Annotated in this window: 16 protein-coding genes; 3 read left to right on the top strand and 13 right to left on the bottom strand. The window is 70.4% G+C overall.

Going from position 1 to position 22947, the window contains the following annotated elements:
- Window positions 1–100 precede the first annotated feature (100 nt).
- From OG729_RS23450 to OG729_RS23430, 5 genes are all read right to left on the bottom strand, one after another.
- Window positions 101–1348 carry a cytochrome P450 gene (locus tag OG729_RS23450; RefSeq protein WP_405807990.1) on the bottom strand — a complete coding sequence of 416 codons (1248 nt, stop codon included), beginning with the start codon at window positions 1346–1348 and terminating at the stop codon, window positions 101–103.
- Window positions 1345–2328 (bottom strand): nucleoside triphosphate pyrophosphohydrolase, encoded by a 984-nt coding sequence (locus tag OG729_RS23445; protein WP_405807989.1) that lies wholly within the window; start codon window positions 2326–2328, stop codon window positions 1345–1347. The genes OG729_RS23450 and OG729_RS23445 overlap by 4 nt, the downstream gene beginning before the upstream one ends.
- A gap of 93 nt (window positions 2329–2421) precedes the next feature.
- Window positions 2422–3072 (bottom strand): SurA N-terminal domain-containing protein, encoded by a 651-nt coding sequence (locus OG729_RS23440; RefSeq protein WP_360884880.1) that lies wholly within the window; start codon window positions 3070–3072, stop codon window positions 2422–2424.
- A gap of 323 nt (window positions 3073–3395) precedes the next feature.
- Window positions 3396–3821: a GtrA family protein gene (locus OG729_RS23435; protein WP_405807988.1), complete on the bottom strand. Its 426-nt coding sequence runs from the start codon at window positions 3819–3821 to the stop codon at window positions 3396–3398.
- Window positions 3818–4795 carry a glycosyltransferase family 2 protein gene (locus OG729_RS23430; protein ID WP_360884886.1) on the bottom strand — a complete coding sequence of 326 codons (978 nt, stop codon included), beginning with the start codon at window positions 4793–4795 and terminating at the stop codon, window positions 3818–3820. The genes OG729_RS23435 and OG729_RS23430 overlap by 4 nt, the downstream gene beginning before the upstream one ends.
- 124 nt (window positions 4796–4919) lie before the next feature.
- Between OG729_RS23430 and OG729_RS23425 the strand changes: the two genes are divergently transcribed.
- Window positions 4920–7343, top strand: a complete 2424-nt coding sequence (locus OG729_RS23425; protein WP_405807987.1) for a YfhO family protein — start codon at window positions 4920–4922, stop codon at window positions 7341–7343.
- Window positions 7344–7366: 23 nt separating this feature from the next.
- On the opposite strand, the gene OG729_RS23420 is transcribed toward OG729_RS23425, so the two are convergent.
- From OG729_RS23420 to OG729_RS23410, 3 genes are all read right to left on the bottom strand, one after another.
- Window positions 7367–8926, bottom strand: a complete 1560-nt coding sequence (locus OG729_RS23420; protein ID WP_405807986.1) for a protein kinase domain-containing protein — start codon at window positions 8924–8926, stop codon at window positions 7367–7369.
- Window positions 8923–9540, bottom strand: coding sequence for a hypothetical protein (locus OG729_RS23415; RefSeq protein ID WP_405807985.1), 618 nt, complete (start codon window positions 9538–9540; stop codon window positions 8923–8925). Before OG729_RS23415 ends, OG729_RS23420 begins: the two co-directional genes overlap by 4 nt.
- 102 nt (window positions 9541–9642) lie before the next feature.
- Window positions 9643–11817: an N-6 DNA methylase gene (locus tag OG729_RS23410; protein ID WP_405807984.1), complete on the bottom strand. Its 2175-nt coding sequence runs from the start codon at window positions 11815–11817 to the stop codon at window positions 9643–9645.
- A 226-nt stretch (window positions 11818–12043) separates the two neighbouring features.
- Here OG729_RS23410 and OG729_RS23405 point away from each other — a divergent pair, with 226 nt between their 5' ends.
- Window positions 12044–12898, top strand: a complete 855-nt coding sequence (locus tag OG729_RS23405; protein WP_405807983.1) for a DUF4352 domain-containing protein — start codon at window positions 12044–12046, stop codon at window positions 12896–12898.
- 144 nt (window positions 12899–13042) lie between these two features.
- On the opposite strand, the gene OG729_RS23400 is transcribed toward OG729_RS23405, so the two are convergent.
- A complete protein-coding gene (locus OG729_RS23400) occupies window positions 13043–13828 on the bottom strand; it encodes an HNH endonuclease family protein (RefSeq protein WP_360881735.1) in 786 nt (261 codons plus the stop codon).
- 219 nt (window positions 13829–14047) lie between these two features.
- Window positions 14048–14920: an SCO6745 family protein gene (locus tag OG729_RS23395; RefSeq protein WP_405807982.1), complete on the bottom strand. Its 873-nt coding sequence runs from the start codon at window positions 14918–14920 to the stop codon at window positions 14048–14050.
- 94 nt (window positions 14921–15014) lie between these two features.
- On the opposite strand from OG729_RS23395, the gene OG729_RS23390 reads away from it, so the two are divergent.
- Window positions 15015–15575: a TetR/AcrR family transcriptional regulator gene (locus OG729_RS23390; protein ID WP_360881739.1), complete on the top strand. Its 561-nt coding sequence runs from the start codon at window positions 15015–15017 to the stop codon at window positions 15573–15575.
- Window positions 15576–15717: 142 nt separating this feature from the next.
- On the opposite strand, the gene mfd is transcribed toward OG729_RS23390, so the two are convergent.
- The 3 genes from mfd to OG729_RS23375 all read right to left on the bottom strand — a co-directional run bounded on the left by mfd (window position 15718) and on the right by OG729_RS23375 (window position 22925).
- Window positions 15718–19248, bottom strand: a complete 3531-nt coding sequence (mfd, locus tag OG729_RS23385) for a transcription-repair coupling factor (RefSeq protein ID WP_405807981.1) — start codon at window positions 19246–19248, stop codon at window positions 15718–15720.
- Window positions 19249–19533: 285 nt separating this feature from the next.
- Window positions 19534–22110 (bottom strand): ABC transporter permease, encoded by a 2577-nt coding sequence (locus OG729_RS23380; RefSeq protein ID WP_405807980.1) that lies wholly within the window; start codon window positions 22108–22110, stop codon window positions 19534–19536.
- Complete coding sequence (locus OG729_RS23375) at window positions 22107–22925, bottom strand: ABC transporter ATP-binding protein (protein ID WP_405807979.1); 819 nt, start codon at window positions 22923–22925, stop codon at window positions 22107–22109. The genes OG729_RS23380 and OG729_RS23375 overlap by 4 nt, the downstream gene beginning before the upstream one ends.
- Window positions 22926–22947: the final 22 nt, after the last annotated feature.

The following is a 22947-nucleotide window of genomic DNA, read 5'->3' as shown; positions in this document are numbered from 1 at the left end:
CGCGTGACTGCCGAGACGGCAGTGAAAGTAACCGCATACGAACGCATGTCACAAGTCGATGCAGCGGAGATCACGTGAAAGTCACAGTCTTGACAGGCCGTCAGATCTGTCGAGCCCTGAACTCAACGGGCAAGGTGCGCAATCCACGCATAATGAGTCCTCCACGCCACCGCAAATCGGCCGGATCGCCCGCAAGCCGCAAGTCCGGCATTCTCCTGAGCAGCGTGGCGATCGCGGTCTGCCCCTCCAGCCGGGCGAGCGGCGCACCGAGGCAGTAGTGGATGCCGTGCCCGTATCCCAGATGCTGGTTGTCGCGCCGCGACAGGTCGAGGGTGTCCGGTTCGGCGAACCGCTCCGGGTCCCGGTCCGCGGCCGCGAGTACGACGAGTACGGGATCGCCCGCCGCGATCTCCTGGCCGCCGATGACGAGCGGCTCGGTGGCGAACCGCCAGGTCGCGAGCTCCACGGGCCCGTCGTACCGCAGGAGTTCCTCGACGCCGGTGGCCAGCAGGCCACTCTCGCCCGCGTCGAGGGACGCCTGGAGCCTGTGGCGCTGGTCCGGGTTGCACAGCAGGGCGTACACCCCGTTGCCGATGAGATTGACCGTCGTCTCGAAGCCCGCGAAGAGAAGGATGAAGGCCATGGCGGCGGCCTCGTTCTCGGTGAGGTGCTCGCCGTGGTCGCTGGCGCGGATGAGGCCCGAGATGAGGTCGTCGTCCCCTCCTTGCCGCAGGCCCTCCCTCTTGCGGTGGATGAGTTCGGCGAGATAACCGCGCATCTTCTTCACGGAACGGGCCACGCCTCCGCGCGGCCCACCGCCGTGCCGGATCATCATCCCCGCCCAGTCGCGGAAGTCGTCCTGGTCCTCTCGCGGGACGCCGAGCATGTCGCAGATGGCGTAGATGGGGAGCGGGAACGCGAACTCGTGAATGAGGTCCGCCTCCCCCTTCGCCACGAAGCCGTCAATAAGACGGTCCGTCAACTCCTGCACCCGTGGCGCGAATTCGGCGACCCGGCGCGGGGTGAACGCCTTCGACACGAGGCGGCGCAGCCGGGTGTGGTCGGGCGGGTCGATATTCAGCAGATGCGTCATCAGGTCGGCCTTGCGCTCGCCGGGGATCCCCGTCCTCCCCTTGGCGTGGGCGGGCTCGTCGTGATGCGCGGGATTCTTACTGAGCCGCTGGTCGGCGAGGGCCTGCTTGGCATCCGCGTACCGCGTCACCAGCCATGCCTCGACCCCGCTGGGGAGGGTGGTCCGGTGGACCGGCGAGTTTTCCCGGAGCCAGGTATAAGCGGGGTAGGGGTCGGTGGCGAACTCCCAGGTGAACAGCTCGGGCTGAGCGCTCACTCCTGCCCCTCAACGGCCCGGATCGCATCCCGGTAGGCCCGGGCAGCAGCCCGCAGCGCGGCCTCCGGGTCAGTGCCGGACGCCTCGGCACGGGCGGCGAGTGCGAGCAGTTCGTACCCGATGCCGTCGCCGGCGGGCAGCGGCACGGTCAGTCCCGCGGTACGGACCCGGCCCGCGAGCTTCGCGGCCAGCGCAAGGCCGGGCTGGCCGAGCGGCACGCCGTCCGTCACCGAGTCGCGCTGTTTCTCTATCGCCTTCGTGCGGAGCCAGTGCTCCTTGACGTCCTCCGGGGTCTCGGCGCTCTCGTCGCCGAAGACATGCGGGTGGCGGTGGATCAGCTTCTCGACGATCGTCCCGGCGACATCGTCGACAGAGAACGGCTCCGCACCGTCCTCCTCGCGGCCTTCCTCCGCGATGCGCGCGTGGAAGACGACCTGGAGCAGTACGTCCCCGAGCTCTTCGCGCAGCTCGTCACGGTCGCCGTCCTCGATCGCCTCGACGAGTTCGTACGCCTCCTCGATGCCGTACTTGGCGAGACCTTTGTGGGTCTGCTGCGAGGACCAGGGGCACTCGATCCTGATCCGGTCCATGACCTGCACGAGGTCGAGGAGGCGGGCGCCGGGCAGGTCGTACGAGCCCGGCAGCAGCTCCAGGTCCGGCATCTGCACCCGCCCGGACCCGGCGAGCCGGGCGAGCCCGTCGGTCAGGGCCTGGTCGCCCTCACCGGAGGGCAGCACCACGACGGTCCGGCCGCCCTCACAGGCGTCGACCAGTTCCTGGGCGGTGGGCGCGGTGATCTCGACCCCGATGCCCGCCTCGCGCAGATACGGCAGCTGCGGGTGCCCCTCGTCGGCGCACAGCACCCGGTCCGCTGCGTGCAGCGTCTGCCACGCGGGCCAGGACAGCAGTCCCGGGGCCACGCGGTGGCTGGCGGTGAGCAGGACGATACGGCCGGGGGCGACGGGTGCTTCGGTGGTCACCCCTCGAACCTACCCCGGGCCAGTTCCTGTCCGGTCGATCAGGCCGGATCAGTGCCAGGGCACGCGAGCCCGGCAAGATCGGCGGGACAGGGCCTACGCACCGGCCTCGACGGGCTCCTGCTCCTTGCTGACCTGGCTGATCCAGGGAGCCTTGTAGCTGCCGAGCTCGAGCTTGTTGTCGTCCCAGACGCCGAAGCGGGGGTTGACGTCGATGTCCAGCGACTTGGCGGCCGCGGTGAAGGCCTTGTTGAGCTTCTGCTGGCCCTCGGGGGTGTTCGTGGCGCCGAGAGCGGTGGCGAGCTTGCTGACCAGGATGTCGCGGCGTACGACGTCGTTGAGCTGGTCCGGGGCGACGCCGCGCTGCTGCAGATACATGGCGGCCAGCTGCTCCTCGCCGCCCGACTGCTGCACGAGCGCGGCCCGCGCGTCCAGGATCTCCTTGCGGTTGACCTTGACCCCGGCGTCGTCGGCGGCGCGCTGTACGACCTCCTCGACGATGAGGTCGTACAGCTTGGCGCGGCTGAGCTGCCCGCTGTCCTTGATCAGCTGGGCTGCCTGGGGCGAGCGCTGCTGTGCGGCGCGCACGTCCTTCACCTTCGCCTGAACGGTGGCCACCTCGATCCGCTCCCCACCGACGACGGCGGCGGCGCCCGGGTGGGCCTCGCTGCCGCAGGCGGCGAGGAGGGGCGCGGCGGAGAGGAGAGCGGCGGAGACGGCGAGCGCGGTGCGACGGCGGCGGTGCAAAGGAGCCTCCCGGCGTGATTGTGCTTCGGTGCACAAGACCCTGCGGTGATCGATGGTAGGCAGTCCCAGGGGTCTGGGCCACTGATTCGCCGAACGATTCCTCCGCAGTTGCGGATGCGCGGAGCGACAAAACGCCGCCGCTACGACTGGTGTCGCTTCAGGCGGGCGGCCAGGGCAAGGTCTCCGGGAGGTGCGCGCCCGACTCTCCGCACCCACACCGCAGACCGGCCCAGTCGTGGCGCACCAGCTCGAGCAGCGACGCCCTCATGGAATTCAACTCCCGCACAGTCACCGGAGGTTGGCCGAACGGCCACCCTCAAGCGTCAGGCCTGAGGGACCCGCTCCGGCTCCCGCTTCGGTTCCCGCTCCCGCCGGACCGGCTCCGGGCGCAGCATGATCGTGCGGGAGACGACGAAGGTGATCGGTATCGCCGCCCCCGCCGCGATCAGCGGGGCGTAGCGGCTGCCGAAGTGCAGCACGTCCACCAGCAGATAGACGCCGCTCGTGGTGACGACGAAGTTCGCGGCGTTGGTGAGCGGAAACAGCAGGAACTTCCGCCAGGTGGGCCGGGTCCGGTAGGTGAAGTACGAGGTCAGGAAGAAGGACCCGACCATGCTGAGCGCGAAGGCGACGACATGGGCCGCGACATAGGGCAGCCAGGTCAGCAGGGCCAGATACAGGCCGTAGTACGTCCCGGTGTTCACGACACCCACCAGGGCGAATCTGACCATCTGGACCTGGACTGTCATCGTCTTACGAGCTCCCCCGTGCGTTTGTGCCGGTCCGCTTCCCGCTGCTCGGGAAGGTCGGCATTGGTGGCCTTCACCAGGAAGTGCGGTCGCCGCTTCACCTCGTAGTAGATACGGCCGACGTACTCGCCGACCACCCCCAGCATCAGCATCTGGACGCCGGCGAGTGCGGTGACCGCCACCAGAAGGGTGACATACCCAGGGGTGTCCACGCCGTTCACCAGGGCGACACCGACGATCCAGGCGGCATACGCCATGGCGACGGTGACCAGGAGAAGCCCCAGATAAACGGCCGCGCGCAGCGGCTTGTTGTTGAAGGAGAGCAGTCCGTCGAGCCCGTAGTTGAGCAGTTTTCCGAAGCTCCATTTGGAGCGGCCCTGTTCACGTACCGCATTTTCGTACTCAAAGGTCGTGGTGCGGAATCCGACCCAGGCGAAGATGCCCTTGGAGAAGCGGTTGTACTCGGTGAGTTCGAGGATCGCATCCACCGTACGGCGCGACAGCAGCCGGAAATCGCCTACGCCGTCGACGAGCTCGACATCGACAAGGCGGTTGATCAGCCAGTAATAGGCCCGCGCGGTGACGGTGCGAGTGACCCGGTCGCCCTTGCGGGTGCGCCGCGCGATGACCTGGTCGAAGCCCTCCTCGTGCAGCTGCAGCATGCGCCTGACCAGCTCCGGAGGGTGCTGGAGGTCGGCGTCCATGATGACCACGGCGTCGCCCTCGGCATGCTGGAGTCCGGCGAGCATCGCCGCCTCCTTGCCGAAGTTGCGGCTGAAGGAGACATAGCGGGTGCGAGGGTCGGCCCCGGCGATCTCCTCAAGGAGAGGCAGGGTTCGGTCCTGGCTTCCGTCGTCCACATAGACCAGCTCGAATTCCTGCCCGAGCAGGGCGAGTTCCGTGGTCACATGGTCGTGGAAGCGGCCGATGATCTCCTCTTCGTTGAAACAGGGAACGACTATCGAGATCAGCACGGAAGAACAACATCCCACCCGAATGTCCGAGGTGGATTCCTCACATGACGCGTAGGCGACCATCCAGTGAACTGGGCTTCCTGCGGCATGTTTTCACGATCGGCGCTGGCATATTCGAGTAATCATGACTCTGCAATCCGCGCGCGGCCGCGCCGCCGCTCTCGCCGCGCTGATCACCGTGGGGACCGTGTGTGCCGGTGACGCCGTGGCCCGCAGCTTCCCCTTCGGGCCGAAGACCCGCAGCGTGAACGACCTCGGGAATCAGTTCGTGCCGTTCCATGCCCATCTGTGGGATCTGTTGCACGGCCGAGCGGACGGCGGGCTGCTGCTCAACTGGCAGTCCGGGTACGGCACCAGCTTTCTGCCGGACCTCGGGACCTATCTGACCAGCCCGTACTCGGTACTGGTCGGGCTCTTCCCGCGGGACGAGATCGACCTCGCCGTCTATGTCATCACGCTGCTGAAGATGGCGACGGCGGCCGCGGCCATGACCTGGCTGCTGTTCTGTCTGCATCGAGGCGGCGGCGAGGGCGGCCGCTGGTGGATGGCGGCGGTGCTCGGCGGCTCGTACGCACTGTGCGGCTGGTCGGTCGTCGAGGCCTCGTACAACCCCATGTGGATGGACGGCCTGGTCGCCTTCCCTCTGCTGTGCCTGGCGGGCGAGTGGGCGCGCACGGGACGGCGGCCGCTGATCGGCCCGCTGATCGTCGCGGTGGCGTGGATCGCCAACTTCTACACCGCCTACATGGCGACCATCGGGGCCGCGCTGGTGCTCGCGGTGCGGCTGCTGCTCGCGGATACGGACGTACGGGAGCGGACGCGGGCGCTGGGGCGGGCCACCAGGACGGTGCTGCTCGGGATCGCGCTGGCCGGGCCCGTGCTCATCCCCGTCTTCCTCGGTTCCCGGCACGCCTATCCGGGGTGGACGAAGCAGTTCGCGCCGGCCGGCTGGGCCGATGTGTTCGCGCGCACGCTGCCCGCGACGTACAGCTTCTTCACTCCCGCCCTCTTCCTGGGCAGCGGTGCGCTGCTGCTGGCGTGCACGCTCGCCTTCAACGGCGCGGTCCCGCGGCGCGAGCGCCAGGTGTGGACGGGGCTGGCCGTGGCGGTCGCGCTGTCCCTGCAGTGGGCGCCGACGCATCTGGTGTGGCATGCCTTCGCGACGCCCAACGGCAGCCCGTACCGGCAGACCTTCGTCTTCGCCGGAATCCTGGTGATCGCCGCATGGGTCTGTCTCTCGTACGACTGGCCGGGGCGGCGCGCCCTGCTCGGCGGCGGCGCCGTGATGACGGTGACCGCGCTCGGGGGCGCCACCAGCGAGCTGGTCACCGTCTGGACGTTTCCACTGTTCGCGGCCGGGTTCGCGGCGGTCGTCGGCGGTCTGGTCCTGGCCAGGCGCGGCAGGTACGCCGTTGTCGCCGCGCTGCTGCTCAGCGGCGCACTGGTCGGCCAGGCCGCGGCAACCACCGCGTACTCCGACCGGATGCGGCTCGGCAGGCTGGACGACTACCCGGCCTGGGGCGAGCCCCACAGCGAGCGAGCGGCGGCCGTGGCGAAGGCCGACGGCTGGCCGCGCTACCGCACCGACCCGGGCCGCGACCAGCTCACCGGCAACGATCCGGTCCTGGTGGGCGGCCAGGGCGGCTCGTACTACAGCAGCCACACCCCCGATGTGTACACCCGCACGCTGGCCGCACTCGGCGCGGGCTGGACGTCCAACGGCCGCAGTGTCCAGTCCCTCGACAACCCGGTCACGGACGCGATCTTCGCCGTCGGCGCCCGGGTGCGCACGGCGCCCGGCGCGCACCCGGCGGTGATCCGGGCCGACCGGACGCCACCGCTGATGACCGTGCGGCCGCCCGGGGCCGAGCCGCGCTACGACTGGAACCCGTTCCGCAACCAGGAGAGGCTGCTCGGCTCGCCGGTCTACAGCGCCCCCGCCGGTGGCTCCTGCCCGGTCGGCAGCGAGGTCTTCCTCTGGGCCCCCAACTACACCGGCAGGGCCAGGCTGGGCGACTCGCCGTGGGTGACGCTGCGCGGCGGACAGCCCAAGCGGCGTGCCGCGCTCACCTCACTAGGGACGGTGAACTCGCCCGGTGAGAAGGTCGGTTACAGCAAAGACCCGCACCGCACGACTCTCGGCTGTCTGGACCGGGCCAGACTGACCGCCGCCGTGGACCGGCTGAAGAGGACGGGCGCGGTCTCGGTGAAGGTCACCGACAGCGGTGTACGGGCCGAGCTCCCGCCCGGCACCGAGGGGACGGCCGTCCTCGCCGCGCCCCGGATCGCGGGCTGGAGCTGCAACGGCAAGCCCGCCGGCTCCTACCTGGGGCTCGTCGCCGTACCGCTGAACGGCTCGTCCACGACGGTGGACTGCACCTTCCGCCCGCCCGGCCTGAAGGCGGGATCGGCACTGGGGGCCGCGGGCCTGCTGGGGCTCGTACTGCTTGCGCTGCTGCCCAGGCTCCTCAAGCGCTCGAAACGCACCCCAGGTGCCCCCGAAACCACCGGCATCACGAGCAACAGCCAACTACAGCAAGCTCACTGACCGTTCATCAACCAGTGAAGCTGTCAGCGCAGGGGTACGCCCGGATGTGATCCGCCGCCGTTGAACTGCTGCTGCCTCTCGAGCGCACGACGCAGTTCGACCGGCAGCGGGTGGTACGGCCCGTACGCACGCTCAGCGTCGTGGAGCAGTCCCTGAAGCTGCCGCCACGCCGCCGTGTGATCGCCCACCGCGAGCAGCAGATTCCCGATGCGGTGGCGCACGTCGAAGGCGCGGGCGGGATCGGCGGCCTGCCGGCTCTCGTAGTACGGCAGCACGGCCCGGTACTCCGCGAGCGCGGCGGCCGGCTCGCCCAGCTGCTCCAGGCACTGCGCGGCGTCGTAGCGGTAGTGCAGTGTCTGCGGGTCGGCCGGGCCCGCCTCGGCGGTCCGGTCGTCGGCGAGCCGCCGCAGCTCGGGCAGCGCACGCCGGTACTGCCCGTCGTCCAGCAGCGTCGCCGCGTACTGCTTGCGCAGGATCCGCACCACCGGGGAGTGCTCGCCGTGCTCGGCGGCGGCCGCCGGGAGGATCCCGCCGAGGATGTCCACGGCCTGGGTGATGCTGCCCTCGCCGAGGAGACGCTTGGCCTCGTCGACGGCGGCCGCGACATCCGGGCGGGGCGCGGCCGGCTCCGGGGGCGCGGCGGGCGGCGGCGGGGTCGCCACGCGGTCCGGCCAGGGGGCGTGCGGGCGCAGGAAGGGGCGGGTCGGATCGAGCGGCCCTCCCCCGGGACTCCGCCCGGGCGCACCGCGGCTCGGCAGCAGCGGCACCAGCGCCTCGTACACCTCCTGCGCGCCGGACGGGCGGTGCTGCGGGTCCTTGGCGAGCAGCCGCAGGACGAGAGCTTCGAGCGGCTCGGGTATCTCCGGGCGCAGCTGGCGGACCGGGAGCGGCGGCTCGTAGAGGTGGCGGTGCAGCACGCCGAGGGCGGTGGAGCCCGCGAACGGGACGTTCCCGCTGAGCAGTTCGTGCATCAGCACGCCGAGGGCGTAGAGGTCGGTGTACGGGCCGACCGCGCCGCCCATCGCCTGCTCGGGGGCCATGTAGGCGGGGCTGCCGATGGGTGATCCGGTGTGGGTGAGGCGGGTGGTGTCCACATCGATGACGGACGCGACGCCGAGGTCGAGGACGGTGACCGTGCCGTCGGGCTTGACCATCACATTCCGCGGCTTGAGGTCGCGGTGGACGATCGGCACGGCGTGCACGGCGGCGAGCACCGCGCACAGCTGTGCGGCGACGGAGGCGGTCCACGTCCAGGGGTACGGCTCGTGCTCGGCGAGATGGTCGGCGAGGTCCGCGCCCTCGACGTACTGCATGACGAGATAGAGGTCGTCCCCGTCGCTGCCCGCGTCGTGGACGGTGACCAGGCCGGGGTGCGAGACCTGGGCGGTGACCCGGCACTCGCGCACGAACCGGCGGCGCATCTCGTCGGCGGCGGTGGCGGCGGCCATGCGGTCGGGGCGGAGCAGCTTGACGGCGACGCGGCGGTCGAGACGGCCGTCGTATCCGGTCCAGACCTGGCCCATGCCGCCCTGGCCGATGACGGCGGAGAGCTCGTAACGGTTCGCTATGACGCGTCCGTTCACCGGCCCTGCCCCCGGTCCTGCTCCTTGCGCAGGTAGTCACTGAGCTCGTCGAGCTCGGCACGGACCTGGTCGATGCGGGGCTTGTCGGACGGGGAGTGCGGCTGAGGCTGGGCGGCCTCCGACTGCTGCTGGGGCTGGGGCTGGGGCTGCGGCCGGGGCGGGGGCGGGACCGTCGGGTATCCGTATCCGGCCACGGGCGGCTTCGGCGGCAGCGGCTGTGCCTGCGGCGGCAGGCCGTAGGGCACGGTGGGCCCGTAGTGCGGCTGCACGACCCGGGAAGCGAAGTGCTTGATGTCCGTGTACAGGAAGTAGGGCACCACAGCCAAGGCAACAGCGAGCATGATGCCGATCGACACGTCCGACCGGGTCATGGTCAGGTTTTCGGTGGGGTCCGACAGCAACGTGCCGAAGCAGGCCATGAAGGAGACCAGCACCACTGCGAAGAGCACCCAGTCGAGCGCGCGCCGGGTGACGAGCGCGAGCCGCAGCATCGTGCCCCAGGCCAGCATCCCGCAGCTGAAGACGGGGAGTATCGCAAAGAGCACCCGCAGCACGATCACCGACGTCGGTATGTCGCGCGGAGACTGCGGCGGCATATAGCCGGGGCCATGCATTGGTGCTCCTGAAGGCCTGGGGACGAGGCGGTTTGCGAGAACGAGCGTATACACCGACACCGACGACGGCTGCGGGGTTGTACGGAACCGTTGTCGAACCGGTCACGCCGTGAGACTGCCGTCCGCCAGACCGTCGTACAGCCCCTGGACCAGCTGCTCGCCGAGCCGCCCGGCCTGCCTGAGCGCGTCCTCGAACGCGGCCAGTGCGCGGAAGCGTTCACCGTAGCGCTGCTGGTCGGCGAGCGGCAGCCGGGGCAGCTGCAGTCGGCGTACGTCCAGCCGGGTCGAGGTGGACGCATAGCTGCTGGCCTGCCGGGTGTTGGCGGTGCCGCGCAGGAAGCCGGCGAGGAACCAGGGGTCGAGCGCGGCCGGATCGGGGTGCAGCAGCTGGAGGTTTCGGCCCAGGGCCGCTCCTGCGGTGGCCTCGTCGATGACGCGTACGACGGATCCGCCGCCGAGCACGGGCACGACGACATCGCCCTCTTCGACGCGTACGGGCTCCTCGTCGGGGCCTTCGGGGAGCGTGCCCGAGGGTGCGGTGCCGGAGAGCACGTCCTGCTCGGTGAGTACGGGCACGGGCACGGTCTCGGCGCTCGTACTGCGCGTGCTGCCCGCGCCGCTCGTACTGCCCGTGCCGCTCGTGCCGCCCGTGCCGCTCGTGCTGCCCGTGCCACCGGCGCTGAGCACCAGAGCGCCCGCGCGGGCCAGTTCGCCGACGGTGGTGGCGGGCCAGGGCGCGGGCTCCGCGTGGGCGGCGGGCGCAGGGGTGAGCTCTCCGGCCAGCCGGAGGGTTTCGGCGAGCCGGTCCCGCACCCGCAGCAGCTCGGCCGCGCCGCCGCCCGCGGCGGGGGGCGGCAGATGCCGGGCGGGGGCCAGGTCCACGTCGTCGTCGAGGAGTTCGATGACGGGGACCGAGCGGCTGACGCCCGGCTGCTCCTCGGCCGTGCCGTGCTTCTCGAAAGGCTGCCAGGCGTCGAGTACGGCGTCGTGGACGGCCTGCCAGTCGAGCTTGTCGCGGCCGCCGCCCGCCCCGGCGTGCTCCGCGGTGTCGACGAACAGCAGCTCGGGCGGGGCCGGCCGGCCGGGGTCGGGCTTGCGCAGCACCCAGATGTGCAGGGGGATGCCGTACGGGGGCGCGGCCCCGGCGGGCAGGGCGACGACGGCCCGCAGCGCACCGCGGCGCAGCAGCCCGGCGCGGATCCGGCGGCCGGAACGGCGGGACGCGGCGGCGGGCGGCATCAGCAGGACGGCGGCGCCGCCGGGGCGCAGCCGGGCCAGCGCGTGCTGGACCCAGGCCAGTTCGGACTCGGTGCGGGCCGGGAAGCCGTACTCCCAGCGGGGGTCGTAGGCGAGTTCGTCGTGCCCCCAGTTGCGTTCGTTGAACGGCGGGTGGCAGAGCACGGCGTCGAAGGCGGGCTTCGGGAACGCGTCGCCGCGCAGGGTGTCGCCCGCGCGGGCGCGCACGGTGGCGTCGCAGTGCAGGGCGAGGCGCAAACCGGTGAGCGCGGCGAGGTCGGGGTCGGCGTCCTGCGCATACAGCTCGGCGGGCCGCTCGACGGCTCGCAGCAGCGTCCCGGTCCCGGCAGCGGGATCGAGCACGACACGGGCTCCGGCTCCGGCGAGCGCGGCCATGAGCGCGGCGGGCCCGGGCGGAGTGAGCGTGTACTGCCGCGGGTTGGCATCGAGGTAGCGCCCCAGCAGAAACTCGAAGGCCTGGCGGGCGCCGAGTTCGGCGGCCAGCTCGGCGACACCACGCAGGAAGGGCACGGACGCCTGCAGCGAGGCCTCCGGCCGGGAGCCCGCCGACTCTGTGAACAGTTCCGGGCGCGTCACCGAGCTCGCGTGCGCTGTGAACACTTCCGTGAAGAGCGCGACCGCATCCTCTCCGAAGCGCGCCGTGAGCACCTGCTCCAGCGCGCCGGGCAGCAGCTTCGCCAGGCGCTCGTCCGAGACCGCGGCCAGCTCCAGCCAGGCCGGGTGACGGTCCCTCACGAGCAGCAGCGTGCAGCCCGCCTGCACCAACGCCGGTACGGGTCCCGCGAGATGACCGGACAGCTGTTGCCAAACCCTTTCACGGAGCGGGACTTCGGCGAGCTTTCCCTGGTCACGGAGCCACTGCTCGACCTCGGCGAGAGCGAACGAAGGGCTCGTCTCCGTGCCGCCGACCGGCTTCGGGAAGTCGGCATGACGGCGCCGCCAGTTGCTGACCGCGGCGCGTCCGACTCCCGCAAGCCGGGCGATTGAGGCCGCGGTCACCTCGCTCGATTTCTCCGGCACCTGGCTGGCTCCCTCGCGTAAGCGCTGATCTGCACTTGCCTGTTGTGTGGCCGAGCATAGCGGCGCGCACAGGAGAAACCCCTTCACAGCGTGAGCGAATCACGATTCCGTGACGCACGTTGACTCGGTTCACAGGCTCTGCTCTCATTAACTCGTCGCCGCAACGGCACGCTGAACGGGGCCCATGACACGGTCCCGACCACACTCCACGTCCGGGAGGGCACCCATGTCCCACTCCACGCAGCAGCCCCAGTACGACCCGCAGCAGCCGCCCGGCGCGGCCCCCTACGCGCCGGCCCCGCAGCAGCTGCGGGGCGGGCTCGGCACGGCCGCTCTGGTGCTCGGGATCATCGGCACCGTCTCCGGCCTGATCCCCTTCTTCTTCTGGCTGGCCGGCATCCTCGGCCTGATCGCCCTGATCCTGGGCCTGGTGGGCCGCGGCCGCGTCAAGCGCGGCGAGGCCGCCAACAAGGGTGTGACCACGACCGGCGCGATCCTCGGACTGGTCGCGCTGATCCTCTCGATCGTCGGTGCGGTCATCACCTTCAAGGCCGTGGGCGACGCGGTGGACGAGATCAACAAGGCCACCTCGGGCACCACGGCGTCGAAGGCGCCGGCCGCCGCAAAGAGCGACAAGGGCAAGGCCGACACGGCCGAGAAGCCCAAGAGCGACGACAAGGCCGACCCGGCCGAAACCCTCGCGGCGGGCGACACGTCCATCTACGACGACGACCTTCAGGTCACCGTCTCCGCGCCCAAGGACTTCACCCCCAACGATTTCGCCGTCGGGCACACCAAGGGCCACAAGGCCTATGTGGTGACCGTCCTCATCGAGAACGCGGGCAAGGAGACGTTCGACGCCACCCTGGCGACCGCCGAGGCGCGCGCCGGCAAGGACGGCGTCAAGGCCGAGCAGATCTTCGACGAAGGGGTCGGCGACGGCTTCAACGGCAAGATCCTGCCCGGAAAGAAGGCCACGGTGAAGTTCGCCTTCGACGCCCCGGCCGAAGCCAAGATCCTCACGGTCGAGATCAGCCCCGGCATCTCGTACGACGCCTCCCAGTGGGAGCTGACGCTCTGACCCCCCGCCGCCCCTCGGGCGAAGAGGCCGCCTCCAAGGGCGGCCTCTTCTCGTTCCCCCGGCACGGGTTCTTCCCCCGGGACGGCTTGTTCCCGCGGCACGGCTCGTCCCACGGCACGGCCCGTTCCCCCGGCACGGCCTGATTCAGCCGCCGCACTGCGTGAGCATCGCCCTCTTGTCCGCCGCCGTCACCGGCAGGCCGTACTTGAGCGCCACCTGCGAGAGCCGTACCGCGTACGAGCAGCGGATCCGCTTGTTCGGGGGCAGCCAGGACGCCGGACCCGAGTCGCTCTTCGAGCTGTTCGCGGAGCCCTCGACGGGCAGCAGATTCAGCGGATCGTTGGCGAGCTGCTGCCGCTTCGCCCTGTCCCAGCGGGCCGCACCCATCTGCCAGCCGTAGGAGAGCGGCACGACATGGTCGATCTGGACCGCCGATGCCTTCTGCTTCTTCCAGTCGATGACGGTGCCGGTGTACGGGTCGTTGAGCGTCATCGCGATGACGACGCAGTCCGATCCAGAGCGGTAACGCAGCTTCCGGCCGTCGCGGGCGAGCAGATCGTTCCTCGTGTCACAGCCGTTGCGGGCGAGCGGCACACCGTCGGCGGTGTCCATCCAGGCGTGGCCGAAGCGGTCGCGGGCATAACCGGTTTTGGGACCACGCCCCTTGGTGGCCACCTTCTCGATCAGCCGACGGGCGGCGGCGCGGTCCTGCTCGGAGGTGAGGGCCCCGAGGCCGGGCTTCGTACCGTCGGGGTTGGCCAACGGGGAGGTGCCGGTGGCGGCGGAGTCACCGGGCGTCGAGCTGTCCGGGCGTCCGCCTCCGCCGAGTCCGTTTCCGTCGAGTCCCGCTCCGTCGCAGCCGGTGAGCACGGCGACGGCGACCAGCGCGGCCGAGAGCGCACGCGATATTCGTACCCCGAGTCTGTCCACCGTCGTACCTTACTGAGCCCAAGTCCGTTGTCCGGCGCGCGGGATGCGCAGGGCGGGCGTAGCGTCGAAAACGCACAGGCCCGAGCAGAGGCCTCCCACCCACCGGAGGCGACATCAGCAGACCGAGGCATCAGATACATACGCACACGCACCGCCCGCGGAGCCGAGCCGGCCCCCGCGGGCGGTGTCGCATTCGCAGGCTTTTCGCCGGCCCGGGCCTCACACCTTGCCGATGCCGAGGGTCGTCTCGGCGGGCAGCACACCGGCGCTCAGCACCTCGACCCACAGCGTCCCGAGCAGGTCCGTGAGCCGGTCCCGGTCCGCGGGCCCGAGTGCCGCCCAGGGTGCGGCGGCCAGTTCGTCCGTACGCCGCTCGACCTCGGCACGCAGTTCGCGCCCGGCCGCTGTGGCCGTGCCGTCCGCGTCCAACAGGCCGCGCGCGACGAGCCGTTCACGTGCCGCGCCCCACTCCTGATCGCTCCAGCCGCGGCTCGCGAACCTCTCCACAGAGGCCGCGCCGATGGCCGCGAAGGAGACGAGCGACTCGACGGGGTCGAGCCCCGCGGTCAGCAGCGCGGCGAGATGACCGTCACCGCGGTGCTCGCGCAGGATCGTCGCGGCCTGCCAGAGCACCAGATGCGGCTCGTCGGGCCAGGCGAGCTCGGCGTTGCCGGCGGCCAGCGGCCGCCCGGCCGGGTTCGCGGCCTCGGCCGCACGACGCAGAAGCGCGGCCGCCTCGGCGGTCTCGGGTGTGTCCACCCGCTCCCCGAAAACCTTCCGGTAGGTGCGGTCGACGGCCCGCAGTCGTGCGTCGAGTACGGCGCCGGGCGAGGCGATGTCCCAGACGGCGGGGACGTACTGCTCCACCATCCGCGGGCTGAAGCTGTAGAACGCCGAGGTCACCCGCTCCGCCCCGGCCGCGCCGAGCGGCGCGGCACGCCAGGCGAAGTAACTCGGCCAGCGTTCATCGGTCTTGTAGCCGAGGGCGGCGGCCTCCTCGAAGGCCTCCGGCGCGTAGTAGAGCACGGCGTGCAGGGGCTCCAGCAGATGCCACATCTGGCGGACCTTGCCCAGCTCAAGCTGCTCCGACATGTCCTTCTCCTCAACCCGTCGCCATCTTGACATCGACTAGATTGCTCCCTCGCGTCGAACTTGTCAATGCCTAGATTTCGCGTAGCCTGAACTCATGAGCCAGCGCACCTACCACCACGGCGATCTGCGGCAGGCCGTCCTGACCGCCGCCCTCGACGTCATCACCACCGAAGGGCCGTCCGCCCTGAGCCTGCGCGACCTGGCCCGCCGCGCGGGCGTCTCGCACGCGGCCCCCGCACACCACTTCAAGGACCGGGCCGGCCTGCTCACAGCGATCGCGACGGAGGGCTACGACCGCCTGGCCGCCTCCCTCGCGGGCGCGCCCGACCTTCGCGAACGAGGCGTGCACTACGTCCGTTTCGCGGTCGAGCACCCCGCGCACTTCCAGGTGATGTTCCAGCCGGACCTGTACCGCCCCGACGACCCGGAACTCCTGGCAGCCAAGGCCCGGGCCGCGGAGGAACTCCGCGCGTCAGTCGCGGACCGCAACCCCGCCGAGGACACCGGCCTGATGGGCATCGCGGCCTGGTCGATCGCCCACGGCTTCGCCACGCTGCTGCTGAGCCACAACCTGGACCGGCCGGTGGGCGACCGCGACCCCGAGGAGGTGTTCCGGGCCCTGACCGGCCTGACCTTCAAGGCCCCGCCGGGCTGACCGGCATTGGCACGCCTCCACGGCGACCGGATCAGCCTCATCCTGGTCGAGGGGTACGGCAAAGAGCTGACGCGAACTCACTTCGACGGCAAGGTCTTTGAATCGCGAGCCCGGCAAGATCGGCCGGACAGGGCCGAAGGCGCTACGACCCCAGGATCGTGGTCAGGAACTCCCCCGTCCACGCCAGCAGTTCACGCCCCACCACCGGCTTGCCGCCGATCTTCCCCGCCGTCGGGCGCGGCACCAGGACCTGGTGCACCGCCGGCTTGATCACCGTACGCGGATACAGGCGCTTCAGCCGCAGCTCCTGCGACTCCCTCAACTCCACCGGCGCGAAGCGGATGTTCGGCCCCTGGAGCACGATCTCGCCCACTCCGCAGGCGCGGGCCAGCATCCGCAGGCCCGCCACCAGCAGCAGGTTCTCGACGGGCTCGGGGAGCTTGCCGTAGCGGTCGGTGAGTTCTTCGCGGACCGCCTTGATGTCCTCCTCGCTGTTCGCCGAGGCGATCGCGCGGTAGGCCTGCAGGCGCAGCCGCTCGCCCGGCGCGTAGTCGTGCGGGACATGCGCGTCGACCGGGAGCTCGATCTTGACCTCGAGCGGGGGCTCCTCCTCCACGCCGCCCTCGACCGCGGCGCGGTAGTCGGCGACCGCCTCGCCCACCATGCGGATGTACAGGTCGAAGCCGACGCCCGCGATGTGGCCGGACTGTTCCCCGCCCAGGAGGTTGCCCGCTCCGCGGATCTCCAGGTCCTTCATCGCGACATACATGCCCGCGCCCATCTCGGTGTGCTGGGCGATCGTCGCGAGACGCTCGTGGGCGGTCTCGGTGAGGGGCTTCTCCGGCGGGTAGAGGAAGTAGGCGTAACCGCGCTCGCGGCCACGGCCCACGCGGCCTCGCAGCTGGTGCAGCTGCGAGAGACCGAAGTTGTCGCCGCGCTCCACGATCAGGGTGTTCGCGTTGGAGATGTCGATGCCGGACTCCACGATGGTGGTGGAGACCAGGACATCGAACTTCTTCTCCCAGAAGTCCACCACGACCTGTTCGAGCGCCGACTCGGGCATCTGGCCGTGCGCGGTCGCGATGCGGGCCTCGGGCACGATGTCGCGAAGCCGGGCCGCGGCCCGGTCGATCGACTCCACACGGTTGTGGATGTAGAAGACCTGGCCCTCACGCAGCAGTTCACGGCGGATGGCCGCGCCGAGCTGCTTCTCCTCGTACGGGCCGACGAAGGTGAGGACAGGGTGCCGCTCCTCCGGGGGCGTCGTGATCGTGGACATCTCGCGGATGCCGGTGACCGCCATCTCCAACGTACGGGGGATCGGTGTCGCGGACATCGTCAGCACGTCGACGTTCGCGCGGAGCTTCTTCAGCTGCTCCTTGTGCTCGACACCGAAGCGCTGCTCCTCGTCGACGATCACCAGACCCAGGTCCTTGAACGTGGTCTCGGCGGAGAAGAGGCGGTGCGTGCCGATCACGATGTCGACCGCGCCGTCGCGCAGCCCCTCCAGCGTCGCCTTCGCCTCCGCGTCGGACTGGAAGCGGGACAACGCCCGTACGTTCACCGGGAATTGGGAGTAGCGCTCGGAGAACGTGCCGAAGTGCTGCTGCACGAGCAGGGTCGTCGGGACCAGGACCGCGACCTGCTTGCCGTCCTGGACGGCCTTGAACGCGGCCCGTACCGCGATCTCCGTCTTTCCGTAACCGACGTCGCCGCAGATCAGGCGGTCCATCGGGACCGTCTTCTCCATGTCCTCCTTGACCTCGGCGATGGTGCTCAGCTGGTCGGGGGTCTCCACGTACGCGAAGGCGTCCTCCAGCTCCCGCTGCCAGGGGGTGTCCGCGCCGAAGGCATGGCCTGGCGCGGCCATCCGGGCGGAGTACAGCTTGATGAGGTCGGCAGCGATCTCCTTCACGGCCTTCTTGGCGCGCGCCTTCGTCTTCGTCCAGTCCGCGCCGCCGAGCCGGTGCAGCGTCGGGGCCTCGCCGCCGACGTACTTGGTGACCTGCTCCAGCTGGTCCGTGGGGATGTACAGCCGGTCGCCGGGCTGGCCGCGCTTCGCCGGCGCGTACTCCACCAGCAGGTACTCACGCGTGGCGCCCTGGACGGTGCGCTGCACCATCTCGATGTAGCGGCCCACACCGTGCTGCTCGTGCACGATGTAGTCGCCCGTCTCAAGGGTGAGCGGGTCGATCGTCTTGCGGCGCCGGGTGGGCATCCGCTGGCCGTCCTTGCCGGCCGCCTTCTGGCCGGAGAGATCCGTCTCCGTGAGCACGGCCAGCCTGAGCGCCGGGTCCACGAAGCCGTAGTCGATGGAGCCGCAGGCGACATGGACGACGGACGGCGAGATCTCGCCGAGCTCAGCGACCAGGCGTGCCGGGACTCCCTCGCCGCCCAGCACCTCGACGGTGCGGGCCGCGGGGCCGTGCGCCTCCGTCACGAACACCGTGCGCCAGCCGTCCGCCAGCCAGCCCTTGGTGTCGGCAAGCGCGCGGGCCGTGTCGCCGCGGTACACCTCCGGGGCGTGCATCCCCAGCTTGATCGTGTCGTCCGCCAGCTCCTCGTCCGCCGCGAAGGGGGACACCGACCACCACATCATGCCGAGCTCGCGCGCCCGGTCCCGGACATCGGCGATCCCCCACAGCGAGGCCGCGCCGACGTCGATCGGGGCCGAGCCTCCGCCGGCGGTCGCGGCCCAGGACGCCTGGAGGAATTCCTGGCTGGTGGCCACCAGGTCCGCCGCCCGGGTGCGTACCCGCTCCGGGTCGCAGACCACGGCCATGGAGCCCTCGGGCAGCACGTCGAGCAGCAGCTCCATGTCGTCGACGAGGACCGGTGCGAGGGACTCCATGCCCTCGACCGCGATGCCCTCGGCGATCTTGCCGAGCAGCTCGCCCAGCTCGGGGTGCGCTGCGGCGAGGGCCGCGGCCCTCTGCCGTACGTCCTCGGTCAGCAGCAGCTCGCGGCAGGGCGGCGCCCACAGCCCGTGCTCGGCGACCTCCAGCGAACGCTGGTCCGCGACCTTGAAATAGCGGATCTCTTCCACGTCGTCGCCCCAGAACTCCACCCGAAGGGGGTGCTCCTCGGTCGGCGGGAAGACATCGAGGATGCCGCCGCGTACGGCGAACTCGCCGCGCTTCTCCACCAGTTCGACCCGGGAGTACGCGGCGGCCGCGAGGCCGTCCACAACCTCGTTCAGATCGGCCTGCTGCCCGGTGCGCAGAGCCACGGGCTCCAGCTCCCCGAGCCCCTTGACCTGCGGCTGAAGTACGGAACGGATCGGCGCGACGACCACCGAGACCGGCCCGGCGCTCGGGTCGTCCTTCGACGGGTGCGTCAGCCGGCGCAGCACGGCCAGCCGGCGGCCCACGGTGTCGGAGCGGGGCGAGAGCCGCTCGTGCGGCAGCGTCTCCCAGGAGGGGTACTCGGCGATGCCCTCCTCGGGCAGCAGCGAACGCAGCGCTGCCGCAAGATCCTCGGCCTCCCGCCCGGTCGCCGTGACGGCCAGCACCGGCCGGCCGGTCTCGCGGGCGAGCGTGGCCACCGCGAAGGGGCGCGCGGCGGGCGGGCCGACCAGATCGACATGCATACGGTGACCGTCGCTCGCCGCCTTCACCGCTTCGGCGAGCGACGGGTCACGTACGACGGCATCGAGCAGACCGTGCAGGCTCATGAAGGGCTTCCATCCGGGGGCGAGACTGGGGCGGGGGTGGGCAACGCGAACCGCCCGACACGTCGAACGGGCCGGGGGTCTCCAGCGTACGACGTGGGTGCGACACCCGCCGTCCGGTTCCCCTTCTGCGGCAGGCTCGGGCGTCCGCCGCGGGCGCCACCCCGCTCGCCGGGCGCCGGGAACGGCAGGTCACATGCGGTCGGCCGGCATGTGCATGGCCCCGGTGAGCACAGATGTGCTCACCGGGGCCCGCCGGCCATCGGCCGGACAGGACGTCCCCCGCCCCTACTCCGTGGCGATCGCGTTCAGTACGTTCATCCGGCCCGCCCTGAAGGCGGGGACCAGGGCCGCGAACAGGCCCACGAACGCCGAGGCCACGAAGACCGTGATGATCGTCGGCCATGGGATCTCCAGGACCCCCAGCCCCTCCAGCGCCAGCAGCTTCTGGGCCGCCGTGCCCCAGCCCATGCCCAGACCGAGGCCGAGCAGGGCGCCGAAGAGGGCGATGACCACCGACTCCAGGCGGATCATCCGGCGCAGCTGGCGGCGCGAGAGGCCGATCGCCCGCATCAGGCCGATCTCCCGGGTCCGCTCGACCACCGACAGGGCCAGCGTGTTCACCACACCCAGCACCGCGACGATGATCGCGAGCGCCAGCAGGCCGTAGACGATGTTCAGCAGCTGGCCGATCTGGTCCTTCAGTTCCTGCTTGAAGTCGGTCTGGTTCTGCACCTTGTACTGCGGATACTTGGTCAGCGACGCCTTGAGCGCCGCGTACGCCTCCTTCTCCTTGCCGTCCTGGGCCGACGCGAACATGATCACGTTCTTCGGCATCCTGTCGGCGGGGACGTACTGCGCGGCGGTCGTGATGTTGGTGTACATCGCGCCCTTGTCGACGTTCGTGTCGTCGGACGTGATCGCCGCCACCTTCAGCTCGGCGGTCCGGCCGTTCTTGAACGCGACCTTGATCTTGTCGCCGACCTTGACGCCGTGCTCCTTGGCGTACGCGTCACCGACCGACATGGCGTCCTTGCCGTACGCCGCCGAGAGCTCGCCCGCGACCATCTCGCGGCGCAGATCCTGTGCGTACGTCGGGTCGGCGGCGATCAGGCCTTCGTCCTCGGTCTTGCCGTCCGGGGCGGTCAGCTTGGTCATGACCTCCTTGTACTCCGTGACATGGGAGAGGTACCGGGACTTCTCCAGGGCCTCCTGCGCCTTCGGCACGATCGTCTGGCCGTCTTCGCCGGCCCGGACGATGAAGTCCGCGCCGACCGACTTGTCGAGCTCCTGCGTCGCCGAGGCGACCATCGAGGAACCGACCACCGACAGGCACGCCACCAGGGCGAGGCCGATCATCAGGGCGGCGCCCGTGGCTCCCGTACGACGGGGGTTGCGCAGCGCGTTGCGCTCGGCGAGCCGGCCGACCGAGCCGAACATCCGCAGTACGACGGCGCTGAGCGCCTTCACCACGACACCGGCGAGCAGCGGGCCGATGACCACGAAGCCGATGAGGGAGAGGACCACGCCGAGGCCGAGGAACATCGAGCCCTCGCTCGCCTTGTCGGCCTGGGTGGCGACCAGCAGCGCTGCCGCGCCACCGCCCGTGAGGACCAGGCCGATCGCGGCCCGGATCCAGCCCGCCTTGCCGTCGGCCGGCGTACCGGACTCGCGCAGGGCGGCCATCGGGGAGACCTTGCCGGCCCGGCGCGCCGGGACGTATGCGGCGACGACGGTGACGACGATGCCGAGGACGAGGCCGACCGCAGGGGTCGTCCACTTCACGGTCAGATCCCGGGTGGACAGCTCCATGCCCATGGAGCCCATCAGCTTCATCAGCCCCACGGCCAGGCCCACGCCGGCGGCGACGCCCGCGATGGATCCGACGATGCCGAGCAGCAGCGCCTCGACCAGGACGGAGCGGTTGATCTGCTTGCGGCTGGAGCCGATCGCCCGCATCAGGCCGATCTCGCGGGTGCGCTGGGCGACCAGCATCGAGAAGGTGTTGACGATCAGGAAGATGCCGACGAGGAGGGCGATACCGGCGAAGCCGAGCATCGCGTACTTCATCACCTTGAGGAAGGAGCCGACGTCCTCGCGGTTGGAGTCGGCGGACTCCTTCGCCGTCTGCAGCTTGTACGTGCCGCTGCCGAGCACCTGGGCGACGTTCTGCTTGAGCTGCTCGTCGCTGACGCCCGCCGCGGCGGTGACGGAGACGCCCGTGAACAGGCCCTCCTTGCCGAGCAGTGCACGCTGGGCGGTGGGGGTGTCGAAGTAGACGACCGCCGCACCGGGGTTGGTGACCTTGAAGGAGGCGATGCCGGAGATCTTGGCGGTGAGGTCGCCGATGACGGAGATGGTGCGCAGTTCGTCGCCGAGCTTCAGATGGTGCTTCTCGGCGGTGTCGGCGTCGACCATCACCTCGGTGGGACCGCGCGGCGCGTGGCCGGAGCTGATCTCCATCGCCTTGAGGTCGTTCTGGTTCCAGTTGCCGGCGATCGTCGGAGCGCCGGTGCTGGAACCCATCTTCTCGTTCCGGGAGTTGACGACGGTCACGCTCATGCTGGTGACCGAGCCCTCGGCCGACTTCACGCCCTTGGCCCCCGCCACCTTCCCGACGAGCGAGGCGGGCAGCGACTCGGGCTTGCCGGTCCGCGGGTTGTCGTCGTCGCCTGCGCCCTTGGGGCTGACGGTGACATCGGACGCGGTCGCGGCGAAGAGCTTGTCGAACGTCGCGTTCATCGTGTCGGTGAAAACGAGCGTCCCCGAAACAAAGGCGACGGACAGCAGCACCGCCACCGCCGAGAGCGCCATTCTCCCCTTGTGCGCAAGGAAGTTGCGCAGGGAGGTCTTGAGTACGGTCACGACGTCCGCTCCCCGCCGTCGAAGTTGGGGGTCTGGGGGTGTCCCCCAGAAAAGAGGCGCATGCGGTCCAGTACGGCGTCGGCGGTGGGCCGGAACATCTCGTCGACTATCCGGCCGTCGGCGAGGTAGAGGACCCGGTCCGCGTACGAGGCGGCCACCGGGTCGTGCGTGACCATCACGATGGTCTGGCCCAACTCGTCGACCGAACGGCGCAGGAAGCCCAGCACCTCTGCGCCCGCGCGGGAGTCGAGGTTTCCGGTCGGCTCGTCACCGAAGATGATCTCGGGTCGGGCGGCGAGCGCCCTGGCCACGGCGACACGCTGCTGCTGGCCGCCGGAGAGCTGGGTGGGCCGGTGCTTGAGGCGGTCGGACAGGCCCACGGTCTCGACGACCCGGTTCAGCCAGGCGGCGTCCGGCTTACGGCCGGCGATGTCCATGGGAAGGGTGATGTTCTCCAGGGCGTTGAGCGTCGGCAGCAGATTGAAGGCCTGGAAGATGAAGCCGATGCGGTCCCGGCGCAGCTGCGTGAGCTTCTTGTCCTTGAGCCCGGTGATCTCGGTCTCGTTGAGGTAGATCTTGCCCGAGGTGACGGTGTCGAGGCCGGCCAGGCAGTGCATCAGCGTCGATTTGCCGGACCCGGAGGGACCCATGATCGCGGTGAACTGCCCGCGGGCGATGTCGACATCGACATGGTCGAGGGCGACGACACGGGTCTCCCCGGAGCCGTATGCCTTGACGACCTGCCGCCCACGAGCGGCAACGGCCGTACTCCCTCCGGTGCCCCCGTGCCGAGGAATGGTCACAGCCGTTGTCACGGTATTTCTCCTATGTCGGTGA

The sequence above is a fragment of the Streptomyces sp. NBC_00210 genome (assembly GCF_045160975.1).
Taxonomy (GTDB): Bacteria; Actinomycetota; Actinomycetes; order Streptomycetales; family Streptomycetaceae; genus Streptomyces.
This window is presented reverse-complemented; position numbering and strand designations above follow the sequence as displayed.